Origin of the sequence: Alloprevotella tannerae ATCC 51259 (assembly GCF_000159995.1) — a bacterium.
Lineage (GTDB): Bacteria > Bacteroidota > Bacteroidia > Bacteroidales > Bacteroidaceae > Alloprevotella > Alloprevotella tannerae.
This window is the reverse complement of record NZ_GG700643.1, coordinates 786,453-805,353: the sequence shown is the minus strand read 5'-3', so window position 1 is coordinate 805,353 and position 18,901 is coordinate 786,453. Positions and strand designations below refer to the sequence as shown.

At 47.5% G+C, this 18,901-nt stretch carries 12 protein-coding genes, 1 tRNA gene and 1 pseudogene; 7 read left to right on the top strand and 7 right to left on the bottom strand.

The window, feature by feature from the left end; all coding sequences use genetic code 11:
• Positions 1-107: 107 nt before the first annotated feature.
• Positions 108-1,307: an MFS transporter gene (locus GCWU000325_RS09315; RefSeq protein ID WP_006256286.1), complete on the bottom strand. Its 1,200-nt coding sequence runs from the start codon at positions 1,305-1,307 to the stop codon at positions 108-110.
• 208 nt (positions 1,308-1,515) lie between these two features.
• Entirely contained in the window at positions 1,516-1,824 is a 309-nt protein-coding gene (locus tag GCWU000325_RS09310; protein ID WP_006256285.1) for an SDR family oxidoreductase, read from the bottom strand.
• Between the two features lie 99 nt (positions 1,825-1,923).
• On the opposite strand from GCWU000325_RS09310, the gene GCWU000325_RS09305 reads away from it, so the two are divergent.
• Positions 1,924-2,859: an AraC family transcriptional regulator gene (locus GCWU000325_RS09305; RefSeq protein WP_006256284.1), complete on the top strand. Its 936-nt coding sequence runs from the start codon at positions 1,924-1,926 to the stop codon at positions 2,857-2,859.
• A 16-nt stretch (positions 2,860-2,875) separates the two neighbouring features.
• Here the strand turns inward: GCWU000325_RS09305 and GCWU000325_RS12445 are convergent.
• From GCWU000325_RS12445 to GCWU000325_RS09290, 4 genes and pseudogenes are all read right to left on the bottom strand, one after another.
• Positions 2,876-3,028, bottom strand: a pseudogene (locus tag GCWU000325_RS12445) (IS982 family transposase); the annotation flags it as partial.
• 242 nt (positions 3,029-3,270) lie between these two features.
• Entirely contained in the window at positions 3,271-5,379 is a 2,109-nt protein-coding gene (gene recG, locus GCWU000325_RS09300; protein ID WP_006256281.1) for an ATP-dependent DNA helicase RecG, read from the bottom strand.
• A 134-nt stretch (positions 5,380-5,513) separates the two neighbouring features.
• Complete coding sequence (locus tag GCWU000325_RS09295) at positions 5,514-6,077, bottom strand: DJ-1 family glyoxalase III (protein ID WP_006256280.1); 564 nt, start codon at positions 6,075-6,077, stop codon at positions 5,514-5,516.
• Positions 6,078-6,081: 4 nt separating this feature from the next.
• Positions 6,082-6,795 carry a pyridoxine 5'-phosphate synthase gene (locus tag GCWU000325_RS09290; RefSeq protein ID WP_006256279.1) on the bottom strand — a complete coding sequence of 238 codons (714 nt, stop codon included), beginning with the start codon at positions 6,793-6,795 and terminating at the stop codon, positions 6,082-6,084.
• 80 nt (positions 6,796-6,875) lie between these two features.
• On the opposite strand from GCWU000325_RS09290, the gene GCWU000325_RS09285 reads away from it, so the two are divergent.
• Positions 6,876-7,781: an NAD kinase gene (locus GCWU000325_RS09285; RefSeq protein WP_006256278.1), complete on the top strand. Its 906-nt coding sequence runs from the start codon at positions 6,876-6,878 to the stop codon at positions 7,779-7,781.
• Positions 7,782-7,831: 50 nt separating this feature from the next.
• Complete coding sequence (locus GCWU000325_RS09280; RefSeq protein ID WP_244832892.1) at positions 7,832-9,550, top strand: ABC transporter ATP-binding protein; 1,719 nt, start codon at positions 7,832-7,834, stop codon at positions 9,548-9,550.
• A gap of 240 nt (positions 9,551-9,790) precedes the next feature.
• Here the strand turns inward: GCWU000325_RS09280 and GCWU000325_RS09275 are convergent.
• Positions 9,791-9,872, bottom strand: a tRNA-Leu gene (locus GCWU000325_RS09275).
• 203 nt (positions 9,873-10,075) lie between these two features.
• On the opposite strand from GCWU000325_RS09275, the gene GCWU000325_RS09270 reads away from it, so the two are divergent.
• The 4 genes from GCWU000325_RS09270 (at position 10,076) to argS (ending at position 18,895) form a co-directional block, all read left to right on the top strand.
• Entirely contained in the window at positions 10,076-12,766 is a 2,691-nt protein-coding gene (locus tag GCWU000325_RS09270) for a DNA gyrase/topoisomerase IV subunit A (RefSeq protein WP_006256274.1), read from the top strand.
• A 961-nt stretch (positions 12,767-13,727) separates the two neighbouring features.
• Complete coding sequence (locus tag GCWU000325_RS09265; RefSeq protein ID WP_006256269.1) at positions 13,728-15,884, top strand: SIR2 family protein; 2,157 nt, start codon at positions 13,728-13,730, stop codon at positions 15,882-15,884.
• A gap of 273 nt (positions 15,885-16,157) precedes the next feature.
• The gene (locus GCWU000325_RS09260) at positions 16,158-16,970 is read left to right on the top strand and encodes an acid phosphatase (protein WP_006256268.1); all 813 of its coding nucleotides are present in this window, start codon (positions 16,158-16,160) and stop codon (positions 16,968-16,970) included.
• Between the two features lie 107 nt (positions 16,971-17,077).
• Positions 17,078-18,895 carry an arginine--tRNA ligase gene (argS, locus tag GCWU000325_RS09255; protein ID WP_040599788.1) on the top strand — a complete coding sequence of 606 codons (1,818 nt, stop codon included), beginning with the start codon at positions 17,078-17,080 and terminating at the stop codon, positions 18,893-18,895.
• Positions 18,896-18,901 lie beyond the last annotated feature (6 nt).

Genomic DNA, 18,901 nt, shown 5'->3' with positions numbered 1-18,901 from the left:
TTAAAAAGGACAAAGAGCTTCACGAGCTGTAGAAGGAGAAGTTTTCAATTCAACTTATATCACTTCTCAAATAGATTACCGATATGCTTATGCTATAGAAGAAGTTTTTATCTCAACTTATAGCCCTTGAATGCATAGAAAAGGATATAAGAGAAGCTGACAAAACAGATCCCATACGCATATTGAATGTTGCTAACATCCTTAATAAGTCCGAACAACACAGTGATAACAGCACCACCGATAAGTCCCATTGTCATTAGTGATGAGCCTTCCTTGGTATATTTACCCAAGTCCATAAGAGCCAAAGGCCAGAATGCTGGCCACATCAATGAGCAGCCTAATGCCATGATACCTACAGCATAAATACTATAAACACCCGGGAGTAACAATACAAGTAGCGTTCCAAACAGTGCAACGAAGGAACAGATCTGTAAGGCTTTCGTCTGTGAAAGATACTTAGGAATAAGAATAATACCTGCGATATATCCTATACTGATGCTGATTGGGGTAATCCATGAGTACGTATGAGGATGAGGAAGACCTAATTCACTTGCATAATCTATAAGTGTACCCAAGACGATGGTCTCTGAACCAACATAAAAGAATATGGCAATTGCTCCAAGAACAAGATGTGGGAACTGGAAGACAGAATGCTTACTGTTTGCGTAGTCGGATACTGCTGAATCTGCATCGGCGTCATCTTCTCCAGCAGCTTTCACCTCTGGCAATGGTGATATAAGTGCTACGACACCTAAGATTACAAATAAGCAGATTATAACCAAGAACGGTTTGTCAAGATCTTCCAAGCCAACACCTCCACTATTACTTGCAAAAAGAGCAATAAACAAAGGTGATACAGGCCATGCTAACTTGTTTATCATGCCCATAATAGAGATTCTTTTTGCTGCACTCTCCGTTGGTCCAAGGATTGTTACATAAGGATTTATAGCAGATTGTAGGAACGTATTAGCTGTTCCACAAAGGAAAGATGCCAATAAAAAGATAATGAAACTCCTTTCAGCTGCAGAGAGAATAAACACTCCGAAGGCTATAGCAAACATGGCAAAAGCTGCAGCCATCGTACGCTTATATCCAATTTTACTTATCAATAAGCCTGCTGGATAACCAAAGATAAGGAATGGTAAGAACGTAGCACCTATAAGCATATATGCTTCTGTGGACGAAACGCTTAGCGAAACCTTCAATACTGGTACTAATAAGGAATTGATTCCCAATGCAAAGCCACAAGTAAAGAACATGAAAGCAAGGAAAAGCATTGGTATAATGAAGTTGTTTTTATCTTTCATATATAAACTTTTTTTAGTTAAGAGATAATTGTTGTGTTTAAAAAAATGAGCTAACTCTGATTCACTTATTATCAAGTTATGTTTCCATTGTCCCTTTTATGATGGCATAAAACAGACTGAATAAACCTTGATATATAATTGGTGGCAACAGTATACACCCTATAATAAGTCATGATTGGCCGTAGAATAGGTAATGTATGACCGCCTTTTAATCTATCATCTTAGGCTGCCCTGTAGATATTTCAAAGCCTGCTGTAACAGGAATCGTCTCTCCAGTTATTGCACTCGATGCGTCTGTAGCCATAAAGAACACTGCTTTAGCAATCTCATCTGGTTCAACAATACGCTCAAGAGGGCTGTTCTTTGAGAAAACTTTCTTAAGTTCTTGCGGGAACATACTGGTATTTGTTGGACCAAGTGCTACACAATTCACACGTATACCATACTTACCATAGCTCAACGCCATAGAACGTGTCATATTAACAGTAGCTGCTTTAGAAGCATTATAAGCTGTCATTTATAGTTATCTTGATATTGCAAAGGTACAACTTGTTTTTAACAAGAATATTCACTATCTTTGCGTTGTTATAGAGTATATTTACATTTGCAGAAAAAGATGGTAATACTTGATAGAAAGATAGTACATAATGTGCAAACCAGGTGCAGTCACATTACATACACTGAGTTTAATCTACCATTTCATAGACATTCCGAATATGAACTCATCCTGTTTACCAGCGGAAGTGGGACTGAATTCGTTGGAGAGGGGGTTGCTGACTACAAAAAGGGCGACGTTGCACTTATCGGAAGTAATATTCCCCATCTGCATTTATGCAAAAGTAGAATGGGAAATAGCCAAGAGACAGAAGCTATGGAACATAGTACAAGTGAAACAATACAGTTCTGTCCAGACATGTTTCCACCCGATATTCTTAACCTACCAGACTATGAACATATTGCTGATTTGCTATCGAAAAGCCAGTATGGCATACGTTTCTATGATGAAGGATTATATGAGGACCTCCTCTCAAGGTTATCATTGTTCGATTCACAGTCCTATACAAGGCGTCTGATTGCTTTGTATGAGATTCTCGAAAGATTATATAACTGTTCACAAACAAAGCTATTATCACCAATAGCATTCAGCCATTACAAAGCTCCTAATACCGATACTGCCATTGACAAGGTATTCACCTATTTATATAATAACTTCCAGAAGAAGATTGTTCTCACGGAACTTGCTGACTTTGTTAGTCAGAATCCGACGTCACTTTGCCGATATTTTAAGAAATGTACCAACAAGAGTATATTCCAAGTACTTGCCAATATACGCATTGAATATGCTTGTAAATTACTAACTCATTCGAACCTTACGGTCAATGAAGTGGCTTTTAACTCGGGATACAATACACCAACACTGTTTTACGAACAATTCTTAAGAGAGATACATCTAACCCCAAATGAATACAGACAACACATTAACGCTGAGAAAATCAGCAACCATATGAATATAACAATTGGTTCGCCGCAAGACTCAATACATAGTAAATAACGTGAGTTAGACGAATTCAGAACAATGCAAGCTGTGTGTCAATGATCCTTTGTACATTGATGCACGGCTTCTTAGGAAACAGGCAATAGGCAGCAATTACCCCTAATAAGTTGACGATGAAATTGTCAAAGCATCTATGTCCGGAGTGTTCCACCTGTGCAATGTTCTTGTCTTATAAGCGACTTTTTTCGATCATAGGAGAAAGTTTGCTCAACATCCTAAGCCTAATTTCACGAACAGTTGGCGGAGTTTTGAAGGCATACGAAAACAGCCGCGCTTTCATCGGTTGAAAACGCGGCTCTTGACAAGTTTAAATCTGTTTTTATCAGTTCTACTCGCCTTGAACCTTTCTTATCGAGTTCACCTTAGATTAGGTGGGATAAGCGGAGTGCCTGCCGATTTCTTTTACCCTCAAGAGATCTCTGAAAAGTTTATTTTCTCACGCCTCAACTGATCAAGACGCTGGCGGAAAAGTGCATTTTTCGACTGCTCGAAAAGCGGATCTGCCTCTATAATAGCTTCGGCAGCTTCGCGAGCCGTTTGCAGCAGATTGCCGTCGCGCACAATATTGGCAATCTTTAGATCAAAAGGAAGTCCGCTTTGGGCTGTTCCTTCCAAGTCGCCGGGGCCACGGAGCTTCAAGTCGGCTTCGGCTATTTCAAAGCCATCGTTCGTATCAACCATAATACCGATACGCGCCCGACTATCTTTACTCAACTCGCGTTTGGTTACTAAAATGCAGTAGCTTTGAGTTGCTCCTCGCCCTACACGTCCGCGCAATTGATGAAGTTGGGCCAAGCCAAAACGCTCGGCATTTTCTATCACCATCACACTGGCATTGGGAACGTTGACGCCAACCTCGATAACCGTTGTCGAAACGAGGATCTTCGTTTCTCCCCGAACAAACCTGGCCATCTCTGATTCCTTCTCAATCGGTCGCATTTGCCCATGCACCACGCCAATATCCATATCAGAGAAGACTTCGCGCAAAGATTCGAAACCTTGCTCCAAAGCTTTCAGATCCATTTGGGCATTTTCTTTAATCAGGGGATAAACGACGTAGGCCTGCCGCCCCAAACTGAGCTGATAGCGCAGGCCATCATACAGTTGGCTACTGTTATCTTGATAATAATGTACGGTCTTAATCGGCTTTCTGCCGGGTGGGAGTTCGTCAATAATAGAGACATCTAAATCGCCGTAAACGGTCATAGCCAAGGTACGCGGGATCGGCGTCGCAGTCATTACTAAAATATGGGGCGGGCGAATGTTTTTCGTCCATAGCTGGGAGCGCTGCTTCACGCCGAATCGGTGTTGCTCATCGATAACGGCTAAGCCTAAGTTGAGAAAGCGGACGGTCGGCTCTATTAACGTGTGCGTGCCGATCAGCAATTGAACGGAGCCATCAGCTACGCCATCCAAGATTTCTTGGCGCGCCTTACCTTTCACAATACCCGTCAGAAGGGCGACACGCAAGGGCAAATCGCCAAGAAACGCCGTGATAGTTGCCAAATGCTGCTCGGCGAGAATCTCTGTCGGCGCCATAATGCAGGCCTGAAAGCCATTGTCGAGCGCTAATAAGCAAGCCATCAAAGCTACCATTGTCTTTCCGCTGCCGACATCGCCTTGCAATAAGCGATTCATTTGCCGCCCGCTACCGACGTCATTGCGTATTTCGCGAATCACTCGCTTTTGCGCCCCCGTTAATTCAAAAGGCAGGCGCTCATGAAAGAAACGTAGAAAGAGGTTGCCAACTTTAGGGAAACAAAAACCTTGCACCGAAAGTTGGCGATGCTTCATATAGCGCAGAATATCCAGCTGCAAATAAAAAAGTTCTTCAAACTTTAGGCGGCGCAAAGCTTCAGGGAGTGCCGCAGAAGAGGGCGGGAAGTGAGCCGTAAGCAAAGCCTTTGTCAGCTCCATCAACTGATGCTTTTGCACAAACCACGCCGGCAAAGTCTCGGGCAGCGGCGTACTTTCAATCAAGGCAAAAGCTGCTTGCATCAGCTTTGACATAGACTTTGAAGTAAAGCCCATCTTCTTCATCCGCTCTGTCGTATGATAAACCGGCTGCAAACCTAAATTCTGCAAAGGCGCGTCGGGCGCAATCTTTTCCAGTTCGGGATGCGCAAATGAAATGCGTCGGGCAAAAAGCTTCGGCGTTCCGAGCAATAAATAAGTTTCATCGTAACGCAAAGTTTCCTTCACATATTTCAAACCTGCGAACCAAACGACGTCCACATAGCCTGTCCCATCTGTAAATACAGCCGAAATACGCTTCTTACGCCCTTCTCCTTCCTCACTAAAAGAAATAAAGCGGCCGCGAATTTGCACGTAAGGCATTCCTTCCTGCAAAGCTTGTATCTCGTGCACTTCGCTGCGATCAATGTAGCGAAAGGGAAAGGTATAAAGCAAGTCGCCCAGCGAATCAATATGCAATTCCTTACTGAGCAGTTCAGCCCTGCGCGGGCCTACACCTTTCAGATATTTGATAGCTTGTGAGAGGAGCGGAGTGGAAGTCAAAAGAGAATGCTATTGAATAAAAACCTAATCAACTGACGGCGCGTACACATTATTATAAGGCGTCTTAAGCCCAACAAGCCTATCAGCAGCAGGCACACATTATTATATATGTAGACGAACGAGAGCGGAAGAACTTATGGCAGATAAGTGGTCGGCGCATAAATCATACCTTGACGCAATTGCGCCACACAATCAGCCGACGTAAGGCGCTCGGCAATGGTAAAGCCAAATTCGGCCGCTGCGCCGGGGCCGCGCCCGGTAATGATATGGCCATCTTCTTCTACGAGTCGTTCCGTATAGACTTTACAATCCAAATATTTTTCAAAGCCCGGATAGCACGTAGCCCGCTTATCTTTCAAGACGCCGGCAGCGCCAAGCGTCATTGGTGCGGCACAGATAGCGCACAACAAACCGCCGCGCTCATTTTGCTTTATGATCGCCTCGCGCAAGGGAGCAAAGTCGCACAAGTTTTGAGCGCCCGGCATCCCGCCCGGCATAATAAGCGCCGCGGCCTGCGTCAAATCAATCTCAGTAAAGACGGCATCTGCCATAATCTTGAAGCCGTGACTCGAAGCGACGAGTTTGTCCGCCGTAATGCTTACTAAGCACACATCAAGACCTGCCCTTTTCAAAATATCAGCCGGCAATAAAGCCTCCGACTCCTCAAACCCATCAGCCAAGAAGATATATACCATCATATGATTACTTTAAGCAGTTAAGATATTGTTGAATAGTATTGTGCAGTCCAAGGTAAAGCGCATCCGAAATCAGGGCGTGCCCGATACTCACTTCGTCTGCCCAAGGTATTTGTTGATGAAAGAACGAAAGATTCTGCAAACTCAAGTCGTGGCCCGCATTTAAACCAAGCCCTATTTGGCGTACATAATCAGCCGTCTCCACAAAGGGGCGTATAGCAGCTTCTCTGTCGGTAGCATAATTGGCCGCGTAAGGCTCTGTATAAAGCTCTACACGATCAGCCCCCGCCCGCTTAGCATATTCTGCCATTTCATTCTCAGCCGAAATAAAGATACTCGTGCGGATGCCTTTCTCCTTAAAGCGCCCAACGATGTCTGTCAGTTGTGAAAGGTTTGCCCGCGTATCCCAGCCGTGGTTCGACGTCAACTGGCCCGGCTTATCAGGCACCAGCGTCACTTGCGCCGGCCCGACTTCGCAGACCAAATCAATAAAGTCGTCAGAAGGATAACCTTCAATATTAAATTCCACGTCCAATGCGGGCCGCAGCAAGTGCACATCGCTACGGCGAATATGGCGCTCGTCCGGCCGCGGATGCACGGTTATACCTTGTGCGCCGAAGCGTACACAATCAAGCGCCACAGCCAAGACGTCGGGATTATTGCCTCCGCGAGCGTTGCGCAGTGTCGCTATTTTATTGATGTTCACACTTAACTTTGTCATGCGTTATGCAGTCTTTTTCGTCTATTAATCCTTACTTTTGCAAAGTTAAGCATATTTGACGAGACGTGAGATCGGGAACTTTGAATTTTACAACAGAAAAAACGCGCCGCATAGCTCTCTTCGGCAATAAGCATCAAGACGAGAAGAGCAGCTGCATTGCAGCTGTGCTCGCAGGCTTTGAGGCGCGCGGAGCGCGGATAATGATTGAAGAAAACTTTGCCGGCTTTCTTCGGCGCAGAGGCTTGATCGACTCTTGCGTCTACGAACTATTGCACCGCAACAGTCCTTTTACGGCCGACTTAGCCGTATCGATGGGGGGAGATGGCACGTTTCTGCGCACGGCTGCTGCCATTGGCGATCGCGGCATCCCGATTCTTGGTATCAATACGGGACATCTGGGTTTCTTGGCCGATGTCTCTCCCGAGCGCATCCCGGAAGCGCTCGAAGCCATCTATAATAATGGTCAGAATGTCGTAGAATCTCACTCGGTAATCGCCGTAAATTGCAACAGCGATCACCCCCTGCGCACCTTTCCTTATGCCCTTAATGAGGTAGCCTTACTAAAGCATGACAACTCCTCGCTAATCAACATACGCACAGAGATCAACGGCGATTTGCTGGCCGACTATATTGCCGACGGCCTTATTGTCAGTACGCCAACCGGCTCTACAGCTTATGCTCTGAGCGTAGGCGGCCCGATCATTGCGCCCGACTCCGACGCTTTCTGTATTGCGCCCGTTGCGCCGCACAGTCTGAATGTGCGCCCCTTCGTTGTAAAGGACGATGTTGATATTCGCCTAACAGTCAAGAGTCGCTCGCATCGCTATCTGCTTTCCATAGACGGTCGCAGCGAAAGCCTGTCTGAGACGATCGAAATACATCTGCGCCGCGCACGCCACACAGTCGGCGTCGTCAAAGTGGAGCACTTAAAGTTTTTCGACACCTTGCGCGATAAAATGCTTTGGGGCGCTGATCACCGCCATTAAGCAGAGCGCCGACGCCCTGCGCTTTCATCCTTATCAATAAGCCACAGACAATGATCAGCTTGAACCGCTTAATGAGTCTCTTCCGTCGCTCGTCAGCCTCTTCGGCCGGCGATAGCGCCATCCACCTCTCTTCATATCCTTCTCTTCTGAAATGGTTATGGAAAATGTGGCAAGGCTATCGCACGCAAGCCCTGATGAATGTAGTCATTGGTCTTGGGGTCGTAGCCTTGGATCTGCTCTTCGTATGGGCCACGAAGCTGGCCATAGACATTGCGACGGGCGTCGACACGCAGTTTAGCCTGAAATGGGCCATCTTCCTCTTAGTATGCTTTGCCTGCGGGCAAGTCGGCTTGGGCATCTGCTCGCGCTGGGTTAGCGCCGTACTCGGTGTGCGCGCACAAAATAAGATACAGCACGACCTCTACGCCCGACTCTTAAGCAGCGGCTGGCGGGAGTTGCGTGCTTACCATACGGGCAACCTCTTGAACCGCTTAGAGACAGATGTCTATACCGTCATCACACTGCTAACGGAGAATTTCCCCTCTTTCTTCACGACCATCGTAAAGTTCTTGGGTGCCTTCCTCTTCCTTTTTTGGATGGACAAGACGCTGGCTTTAATCGTTGTCATTATCGTACCCTTCTTTGTTATTTGCAGCAAACTGTATATGCGCAAACTGCGCCGACTGACGCACGTTATCCGCGACAACGATAGCAAGATTCAGTCGTTGCTTCAAGAAAGTCTTCAGCACGTCGTTGTGATTAAAACGCTCGGTCGACAACGAACGATGCTCGACCGTCTGTCTTCACTGCAAAATCTACTCTACCGCGAAACGCTCCGCAAAACAAAATACAGCACGGTTTCTTCTACGGTCATCAATGCCGGTTTCATCGCCGGTTATATGCTTACCTTCACGTGGGGTACGGTCAGTCTGCAGCGGGGCTTGATTACCTACGGCGCACTCATTGCTTTTATCCAACTCGTAGGGCAAATTCAAGGGCCGGCCCGCCAATTGGCGCGCTACGTCCCGCTCTTCATCAGTGCTTTTACGGCTACGGAGCGATTGATGGAACTTGAGAACATACACCACGAAGCGACCAAAGGCGATCGGCTGCTCTCCGGCCGCGTCGGACTGCGCTTGGAGCACCTCACCTTTGCTTATGAAAAAGGAAGTAAAAAGATTTTCGACAATTTCTCCTACGACTTCCCGCCGCAAAGTATTACGGCAATCTTGGGCGAAACGGGTAGCGGGAAGACGACGCTCGTCCGTCTGCTACTCAATCTGATTCGTGCGCAGGCCGGTTCGCTTTATCTTTACGACGCGCAAGGTTTGCGCTTAGAAGCATCGCCCGATACGCGCTGTAACTTTGCTTATGTTCCGCAAGGCAACACGCTGCTGAGCGGCACGATCAAGGAAAATCTCTTGCTCGGGCGGCCTGATGCTACCGACGAAGAACTCCACGAGGCTTTGCGCTTGGCCGCGGCCGACTTCATCAGCGAATTGCCCGACGGCATCGAGAGCATTTGCGGCGAAGGAGGCACGGGACTCTCCGAAGGACAAGCGCAGCGCATCGCCATTGCCAGAGCCTTGCTCCGGCGTGCGCCTTTCCTCTTACTCGATGAGGCCACGTCGGCTCTCGACACAGAGACAGAGCGCCGCGTCTTGCAAAACATCGTTAGCACTTTCGAAGGGCGCACGGTCATTGTCGTTACGCATCGTCCGGAAGTCCTGCAATATTGCACACAAGTGCTCGATTTAGAGCACCATTAACCACGCAACGGAGCTACTTAGCTCCGTTTTTTATAGGCTCAATAGTGTTTGAAGAAGCTCTGAGGCCACCCTCTTTCACCTCAACTTTAGTAAAGCCGATTTAGGAGCACAACCGCAAGCTGCGGTACACTTACAAACATACAAAGGCTACAGCCATCGCACCGCTTGCTATATAAAGTTGCGTGTAGGTATAAAAATAAACAAGACCACCGATAAGGGGTCTTGTCTGCTAAATAAGTGTGCGCCTGATAGGACTCGAACCTACACGACCGAAATCACCAGATCCTAAGTCTGGCGCGTCTACCAATTTCGCCACAGGCGCATTCGTGGGCGCAAAGTTAGGCATTTTCTTACAATTTACGCAGAAAAGAAAGGCTTTTTTCGTAATTTTGCCCGAAAAGGAGGCCTACTGCGCTTGCTTGAGCGCTTACCTCTCCACCTAAAGTCGGAATAAACCGACCTTCAACCCGAACGACTCGCACCGCAGCAGAGCAGCGTGCGTCTCTTCACGGTAAACGTACAAATATGGCAGAGCAGATTGAAAACGACGCAACATTAACGGAAGCCCACTCTACTTATAAACCCGCAGATGCAAGCAGCGAAACCGGCCGCCACCCACTGACGGGGATGTATCGCAACTGGTTTCTCGATTATGCCTCTTATGTGATTCTCGAAAGAGCCGTTCCTCACTCCGACGACGGCTTGAAGCCCGTGCAGCGCCGCATCCTCCACGCGATGAAGCGCCTCGATGATGGGCGCTACAATAAGGTAGCCAATGTCGTGGGGCATACAATGCAGTTTCACCCCCACGGCGATGCGTCGATCGGCGATGCACTTGTCCAACTCGGGCAGAAGAATCTGCTGATCGATACGCAGGGCAACTGGGGCAACATCTTAACGGGCGACGACGCGGCGGCCCCGCGTTACATCGAGGCACGCCTCTCAAAGTTTGCGCTGGACGTAGTCTTCAATCCGAAAACAACGGCGTGGAAACTCTCTTACGACGGCCGCAACAAAGAGCCCATCGCGCTGCCCGTGAAGTTTCCACTCCTCTTGGCGCAAGGCGCTGAGGGCATCGCCGTCGGACTATCGGCTAAAATCCTGCCCCACAACTTTGGCGAATTGTGTCAAGCGGCCATTCAATACCTCCGCGGAGAAGCATTTACCATCTACCCCGACTTTCAAACGGGCGGCAGCATAGACGTCTCCAATTATAAAGAAGGACGCCGCGGCGGCTCGGTCAAAGTAAGGGCGAAGATTTCCAAATTAGACAACAACAAGACGCTCGTCATCACCGAAATTCCCTTTGGCACGACGACGCAGAGCATCATCGACTCCATCCTGCGCGCCAATGAAAAAGGCAAGATTAAAGTGCGCAAGGTCGATGACAACACCGCCGCAGAAGTAGAGATTCTCGTTCACTTAGCCCCCGGCACGAGTTCCGACAAAGCGATCGATGCACTTTATGCCTTTACCGATTGTGAAGTTTCCATCTCGCCCAACTGTGTCGTCATTACCGACAAGAAGCCGCGCTTCCTCTCGGTCAACGAAGTCTTGCAGCAGTCTGTGGATCGCACGATGAGCCTTTTGCGTAGCGAATTGGAAATACGTCGCCACGAATTACTCGAAAGTCTCCACTACGCTTCATTGGAGCGCATCTTCATCGAAGAGCGCATCTACAAAGATAAGGCCTTTGAGCAGGCCATCTCTACTGATGCTGCCTGCATCCATATTGATGAGCGCCTGACGCCTTATTACCCGCAGTTTTATCGCGAGGTCACCAAGGAAGACATTCTGCGCCTGCTCGAAATCAAAATGGCGCGCATCCTGAAATTCAATAAAGAAAAGGCCGACGAACTCATTGCCCGTATGACGGCCGATGTAGCGCGCATCAACAAGGATCTGAACAATATGACCGGCGTGACGATCAATTGGTTTCAGTTGCTTTTCGACAAATACGCGGCCGAGCATCCGCGCCGCACCGAACTGCGTTCTTTCGATACGATTGTCGCATCGAAGGTGGTTGAGGCCAATCAAAAACTCTACGTCAACCGCGCCGACGGCTTTATGGGCACTTCGCTCAAGAAAGACGAATTTGTAGACAACTGTTCCGACATCGACGACGTGATCCTTTTCTATCGCGACGGCACTTACAAGGTCGTGCGTGTGGCCGACAAAGTCTTCATCGGGCGCACGGAGAAAAGCGAGAAGGAGCACCGCAAGCCTGAGTTGATCCACATTGCGGTTTTCAAAAAGAACGACCGCCGCACTATATATAATATTGTCTATCGCGACGGCAAAGACGGCCTTTGCTTCATCAAACGCTTCAATATAACCGGCATCACGCACGACCGCGAATATGACGCCACGCAAGGGACGCCGGGCAGTCGCATCATATACTTTACGGCCAATCCCAACGGCGAGGCCGAAACGATCAAGGTGCTCTTGAAGCCCAACCCGAAGTTGCGCAAGCCTTTCTTAGATCGCGACTTCTCCGAAATACTCGTCAAGGGGCGTCAGAGTCGGGGCAATATGCTGACGAAGCTCGATGTGCAGCGCGTTGTGTTTAAGGCCCACGGCGTTTCCACCCTTGGCGGGCGAAAGGTTTGGTTCGATGCCGATGTGCAACGCCTCAACTACGATGAGCGCGGCACTTACCTCGGCGAGTTTCACGGCGATGAGGCGGTACTCGTCATTCATCCCAACGGCGATTATTATACGACGACTTACGACCCCAATAACCACTACGAGGGCGAGATCCTACGAATCGAAAAGTATGATCCGGAAAAGGTTTGGACGGCCGCACTCTTCGATGGCGACCAGCAGGGCTTCCCCTATTTGAAGCGCTTCCTCTTGGAGCGCACAAGCGGAGCGCGCCGCAATTGTTTCTTAAACGAAAATCCGGCCACCCGCTTACTGCTGCTGACGGATACGGCTTACCCGCGCTTCGAACTCGTCTTTGGCGGGGCGGATGCTTATCGCGACCCGATGATCATCGATGCGGATGAATTTGTAACGGTCAAGGGCTTTAAGGCCAAGGGCAAACGACTGACGACCAATGCCGTCGAAAGCATCAAGGAGTTAGAACCGCTGCGCGTTCCCGAGGCGGACAAGGCGGAAGCCGCTGCATCGGAAACTGAAACGGCCCCCGCTGACGACCAGCACTCGAACGAGGCCGAACAAGAAGCGCAAGATCTTTTCAATCAGGCGGATTAACGCGCGGCGGAAAGGGCAAACGACCAACTCGCTCCTGCTGCTTCGCCACCCGACATAAGCACGAAATTATGGGCCTGCATTTCGCTGAAATGCAGGCCCTTCTTGTATCCCCGCACCAAGCACCTACGCCCGCATCGGATAGCCAAGCGCAAAAAGACAAAGGTTCGCCGCGCCCTACAACGACACATCCTCTTCACCTCAGCCGCACCAAAGCACAAACGACATACGATCAACGATGATCAAAAGAAGTTTTTGCCCCGTCAAGCAAGTTTCAAAGTAGGACTAAATATAGTCAACCAAAAACATGAAACGATACTGCCAACTAACTACGTACTTAAGAAAAGACCACGACAAGCCTAACTGAACTTAACACACAAATGTGTCAAAGAAGAATGAAGTTAAGAGCCAAAGTTGTCAACTCATTCCGGTACATAGCATCCGTACAAAGCAGTCCATTCTAGTACATGGCAGCCAATACAAGGCAACAAATTCCAACACATGGCCTATTAAGATTTTTTCCAAAGGTTGAAAATTTAATTCCCACTGGTTGGAATTTTTGTTCCCTTAGGTTGGAAATTTAATTCCCATAGCTTGGAATTTTCGCTATCACAGACTAAAAAGAAAAACATAAGCACACTATAAAAAATCTCCGGCATCTACGCCAGCCGATATACTGCTCAAAACCGCCTTTCTGCCTTTCACGCTTAGCGCACACAAGGCTTTTTTACCTTCTTTCTATAAGAAAAAGGCAAATCATACGGCCCAAATCTCTCGCCCACCTGCCCTCAAAAAATAGAAAGCAAGCGCCGTCTGACAATTCATAGAAAACTATTGTCGAACAACAACCTTTTTCATACCTTTGCACTTGTGAAAATTTGTTCATCTAAGCCCCCTTATCCTTTGGAGCTTACACCACACATTTTTCAATATAACAATCATCCTTTCATGTAAATGTAACGCTATGGGAGATATACCTCGGGGATTAAAAAAGGCCATCGAAAAAGATGAGTTGGTACTATTCATCGGCGCCGGCCTATCTTGGAATTTGAAGAATACGGAGGGCAACCCCCTTGGAGGATGGAAAGAAATGGTCTCATCTATACTTGTTTTTCTGAAGGATAAGGGATATATCACAGCTGAAGAGCAACAATCTTGCGAAGAGTTAGGGCCGATAAAAGCGCTTCAGAGATTAGAGAACAATAAAATAGATAAAAGAGTAATAGGACACTTTGTCAAAGGCTATTTTAAATTGGGAAAGGAAAACAATTTTTCTCTTCAGGAAAAACTATACAGTCTATCTACAAAAATCATTACTACCAACTATGATAGAGCTTTTGAAATAGCTTTTCCAGAACTCCAAGAGATAAAAGCATATAAGACTAAAGATTACGAACTAAACAAACTAAAGAAAGAACCTATTTTCTTATTCAAATTACATGGCTGTATAGAACACATCGATTCTATGGTCTTGTTTCCTTCGGACTATGATAAACTTTATAAAAGCACAGGTCGAGAGGCAGAGCATGCCTTATATGCTTTGAGAAATCTCATCTTCAATAAAACTTTTCTCTTCATTGGAACGGGAATGGGCGACCCTCAAATAACCTCTTTTTTTGAAGAGATCAAAAGAACTCAAGGAATCTACAATCAAGAGCACTTTATCATTACTTTCGAACCTTTAAAAGAATCACTAAACTTCCTGACGCCCATCAAAATCAATGATAAAAAAGAAATCCCTGGCGTCATTGATCAACTTTTAGATATTAAGAAAGATGCAGACGCCAAGAAAAGTTCTGAAAAGAAGCTACTTTTAGAACAGCTTGAAGCATCTGAAATAGAAAAAGAAGCTCTTGAAAAAGAACTCAATAAAGAAAAGGACAAGAATAAAAGCCAAGCACTCTTCTTAGAAAGAGAGGCCAACAACCGTTTCCGTACAGGGCTAAAGCATCATATAGCTAAAGAGTACTTAGAAGCTATAGAAGAGTATAAGGCCGCAACGGAATTAAAACCTAAATATTCTGACGCATATTACAATTGGGGAAATGCTTTAGATGATCTAGCAAAAACAAAATCAGACAACGAAGCGGAAGAACTATACAAAGAAGCATTTGAAAAATATAAACTGGCAACAACGTATAAGAAGGACTTATATCAAGCATATAACAATTGGGGAAATGTCTTAGGTGATCTAGCAAAGACAAAGTCCGGCAACAAAGCGGAAGAACTATACACAGAAGCATTTGAAAAATATAAACTGGCAACAACGTATAAAAAGGACTCCCCTGAGGTTTATAACAATTGGGGATGTGCTTTAGATGATCTAGCAGTGACAAAATCAGGAAGCGAAGCGGAAAAGCTATACAAAGAAGCATTTGAAAAGTATAATCGGGCAATAACGTATAAGCAAAATGATCATGATGCATATTACAATTGGGGAAATGTTTTAATGAAGCTAGCAAAAACAAAATCCGGCAAAGAAGCGGAAGTACTATACAAAGAAGCATTTGAAAAATTTAAAAAGGCAACACAATATAAACCAGACGACAATGAGGCTTATAACAATTGGGGAAATGCTTTAAAAAATCTTGCACAGGTAAAATTTGACAGCGAAGCGGAAGAGCTATACAAAGAAGCATTTGAAAAGTATAAACTGGCAACACAACACAAGCAAAACGACCATAAGGCATATTTAAATTGGGGAAATGCCTTGTGTCAGCTGGCAAAAACAAAATCAGACAACGAAGCGGAAGAACTATACAAAGAAGCATTTGAAAAATATAAACTGGCAACAACGTATAAGAAGGACAAACATCAAGCATATAACAATTGGGGGCTTGCTTTAGTTGAGCTAGCAAAGACAAAATCAGGCAGCGAAGCGGAAACACTATACAACGAAGCCGTTGAAAAATTTAAACTAGCGATTAAGCACGGAGGGGACGCCTATTATTTAGCTTGCCTCTGCGCCATAAGGAATCAAAAAGCAGAGGCGCTAAAGTATTTAGATTTTGCGCTCGCAAGAAATGAAATCACTGTAGACTTTGTGGAGCAAGATGAGGATTGGAAGAATCTTCGTAATGACCCCGACTTTCAAGATTTGCTCTCTCGCTATAAAAAGTAATAATGAGAAGCCATCGAGAGGCTTTATAGCGCTTTCGGTAACGTTTATGAAGCAACACGTTTTGAGCATCTACGCATAGAAGCGACCGAGGCCTGCGCTCGTTTGCCCGCATAAAAGTGCGCGGCGCTACGGTCTATCTCCCACCCGCAAGCAGATTAAAGCGGTGCGGGGAGCGGATCGTGTCTATTTATTGCGTACCTTTGTTGCACAAGTCACACACATTCAAGCACAAGGCAACGCAGGTTGCCCGCTGACTAAATCCATTTCCAACCAATGAGACCTTTATTTACCCTTTTGCTCGCCTGCAGTTTGAACCTCTTCGCCACAAGCGCTTACGCGCAGATCGGTAGTGCGCAGGCGAAAGTGTACCCTTCGTTCTTGCAGCGCAGTCAATTGCCCGACGGTCTGCTATACTTGCCTGCGCCGCCCGATACGACAAGTATGGCTTTCTTTTATGACATCGAGCGCCACCAATGGGGCAAGTCGCTCCGCGCTACGGCCCGCGGCCGGCAAGCTGCAAGCGATGCCGACCAGTCGCCCGCGGCCTTGGCCTCACAATTCTCTGAGGCTTTCGGACAAACTATTACAAAAGAAGCAACGCCCGAACTGTTTCGCCTCGTTGAACTCTTAGACAGCGATTGCGGTAATGCGACGTACACGGTTAAAAAGAAATATTTGCGCAAACGCCCTTACGTGCAGTTTAACGAAACGACGGCCATTCCGGCTTCTGAAGCGAAATATCGCCCCACAGGCTCTTACCCTTCCGGCCATTCCGCCACCGGTTGGGGCGTAGCGCTCGTACTGGCTGAAATCAACCCCGACCGGCAAGAAGCCATCTTGCTGCGTGGTTACGAAATAGGACAAAGTCGCGTCATTGCCGGTTATCATTATCAGAGTGACGTAGACATTGCCCGCTTAGCCGGCAGTGCCGCCATAGCACGCCTGCACGCAGACGAAGGATTTCAAAAGCAATTGGCCAAAGCCAAGCGTGAGTTTGCCCGTATCAAACGTCATCAAACGCCCGCGCCGCGCAGCACACAAAAGCAAACAGATAACGACGAGCCGACAATGCCCATAAACAGGTGAGCGAAGACGCGGCCTCCGGCCGATTTCGCACCGCGGCGAAAGGCACCGATTGCGCGGAAAATCGTAACTTTGCGCCGTCATTCTTACAGAATAAAGCGAAGATTAAGATGAAGATAGAAGAAAAAATGGCGATTGACGTCGTCGAAGCGCTCCAAGCGCTGTATGGCGAGACGATAGCGCCGACAAGTATACAGTTACAAAAGACGAAACGCGAATTTGAGGGACATCTGACGCTCGTCGTCTTCCCTTTCTTGCGCATTTCTCGCAAAAAGCCCGAAGAGACGGCGCAAGAGATTGGCGCATATCTGAAAGAACACAGCAATGTCGTAGCCGACTTCAACGTAGTCAAGGGTTTCTTGAATCTATGTATTGACTCGGCCGCGTGGATCGATACGCTCAATGATATACATACGGCAGAAAATTACGGTTTGCAACCCGTCACTGCAGATGCGCCGCTCGTAATGATCGAATTTTCTTCGCCCAACACGAACAAACCGCTCCACCTCGGCCACGTGCGCAACAACCTGCTCGGCTGGTCGCTCGCAAAGATTCTGGAAGCAAACGGCAATCGGGTTGTAAAGACGAACATCGTGAACGATCGCGGCATACACATCTGCAAGTCTATGCTGGCTTGGCTGAAGTATGGCCACGGCGAGACGCCCGAGAGTTCGGGCAAGAAAGGCGACCACCTTATCGGCGATTATTACGTAGCCTTTGACAAGCACTATCGCGAACAGGTAAATGAACTCAAGGCGCGCTTAGAAAAGGAAGGACTCACCGCCGACGCCGCAAAAGAGCAGGCCGAACGCGAAGCGCCCTTAATGAAAGAGGCGCGCGAAATGCTCGTAAAATGGGAGCAAAACGACCCTGAGGTGCGCGGCCTTTGGGAAAAGATGAATAATTGGGTGTATGCCGGCTTCGATCAAACGTATCGCGCACTCGGCGTAGGCTTCGACAAGATTTATTACGAGAGCAAAACCTATCTGGACGGCAAAGCAAAGGTACTGGAAGGCTTGGCGCAAGGACTCTTCTTCCGCAAGGACGACGGTTCTGTATGGATCGACCTTGCGGCCGACGGCTTGGATCAAAAACTTCTCCTGCGCGCTGATGGGACGAGTGTCTATATGACGCAAGACATCGGCACGGCTACGCAACGCTTCAACGACTACGACATTGATAAGATGATCTACGTCGTGGGCAACGAGCAGGATTATCACTTTAAGGTTTTGAGTCTTTTATTGGACAAACTGGGCTTCAAGTGGGGCAAGGAACTCGTGCATTTCTCTTACGGTATGGTTGAATTGCCTAACGGAAAGATGAAGAGTCGCGAGGGAACCGTCGTAGATGCGGACGACTTAATCGCCGCGATGCAGGACGAAGCCGCAGAAACCATCGAAGCGGCCGGAAAGTTTGAAGACCGTCCCGCGGAAGAGAAGCAAGAAGTGGCGCGCATCGTAGGACTCGGCGCCCTCAAATACTTCTTGCTCAAAGTAGACGCGCGCAAGAATATGGTCTTCAACCCCGAAGAGAGCATTGACTTTAACGGCAACACCGGACCCTTTATTCAATATACCTATGCCCGCATCCGCTCTGTCATTCGCAAGGCAGAGGAGGGCGGCATCAGCATCCCCGCAACGCTCGCTGCGGGCGCGAAACTTTCGGATAAAGAAGAAAGCATCGTGCAGCGCTTGGCGGAGTTCCCCGCTATCGTTCGCCAAGCCGGCGCAGAATATGCACCGAACGCGATAGCCAATTATTGCTACGATTTGGTGAAAGAGTACAATCAGTTTTACCACGACTTCAGCATCCTGCGCGAGGCCGACGAAGAGAAAAAGCGCTTCCGCCTCGTGCTTTCCGCTAACGTAGCCAAGGTAATTCGCACCGGTATGTCGCTGCTCGGCATCGAAGTGCCGGAAAGAATGTAATTCGCT

Excerpts from the sequence above, each read along its gene's own strand:
- GCWU000325_RS09290 (WP_006256279.1), bottom strand. The coding sequence starts at position 6,795 with ATGACAAAGTTAAGTGTGAACATCAATAAAATAGCGACACTGCGCAAC.
- GCWU000325_RS09295 (WP_006256280.1), bottom strand. The coding sequence starts at position 6,077 with ATGATGGTATATATCTTCTTGGCTGATGGGTTTGAGGAGTCGGAGGCT.
- GCWU000325_RS09270 (WP_006256274.1), top strand. The coding sequence starts at position 10,076 with ATGGCAGAGCAGATTGAAAACGACGCAACATTAACGGAAGCCCACTCT.
- GCWU000325_RS09260 (WP_006256268.1), top strand. The coding sequence starts at position 16,158 with ATGAGACCTTTATTTACCCTTTTGCTCGCCTGCAGTTTGAACCTCTTC.
- GCWU000325_RS09310 (WP_006256285.1), bottom strand. The coding sequence starts at position 1,824 with ATGACAGCTTATAATGCTTCTAAAGCAGCTACTGTTAATATGACACGT.
- GCWU000325_RS09305 (WP_006256284.1), top strand. The coding sequence starts at position 1,924 with ATGGTAATACTTGATAGAAAGATAGTACATAATGTGCAAACCAGGTGC.
- GCWU000325_RS09280 (WP_244832892.1), top strand. The coding sequence starts at position 7,832 with ATGATCAGCTTGAACCGCTTAATGAGTCTCTTCCGTCGCTCGTCAGCC.
- argS (WP_040599788.1), top strand. The coding sequence starts at position 17,078 with ATGAAGATAGAAGAAAAAATGGCGATTGACGTCGTCGAAGCGCTCCAA.
- GCWU000325_RS09315 (WP_006256286.1), bottom strand. The coding sequence starts at position 1,307 with ATGAAAGATAAAAACAACTTCATTATACCAATGCTTTTCCTTGCTTTC.
- GCWU000325_RS09265 (WP_006256269.1), top strand. The coding sequence starts at position 13,728 with ATGGGAGATATACCTCGGGGATTAAAAAAGGCCATCGAAAAAGATGAG.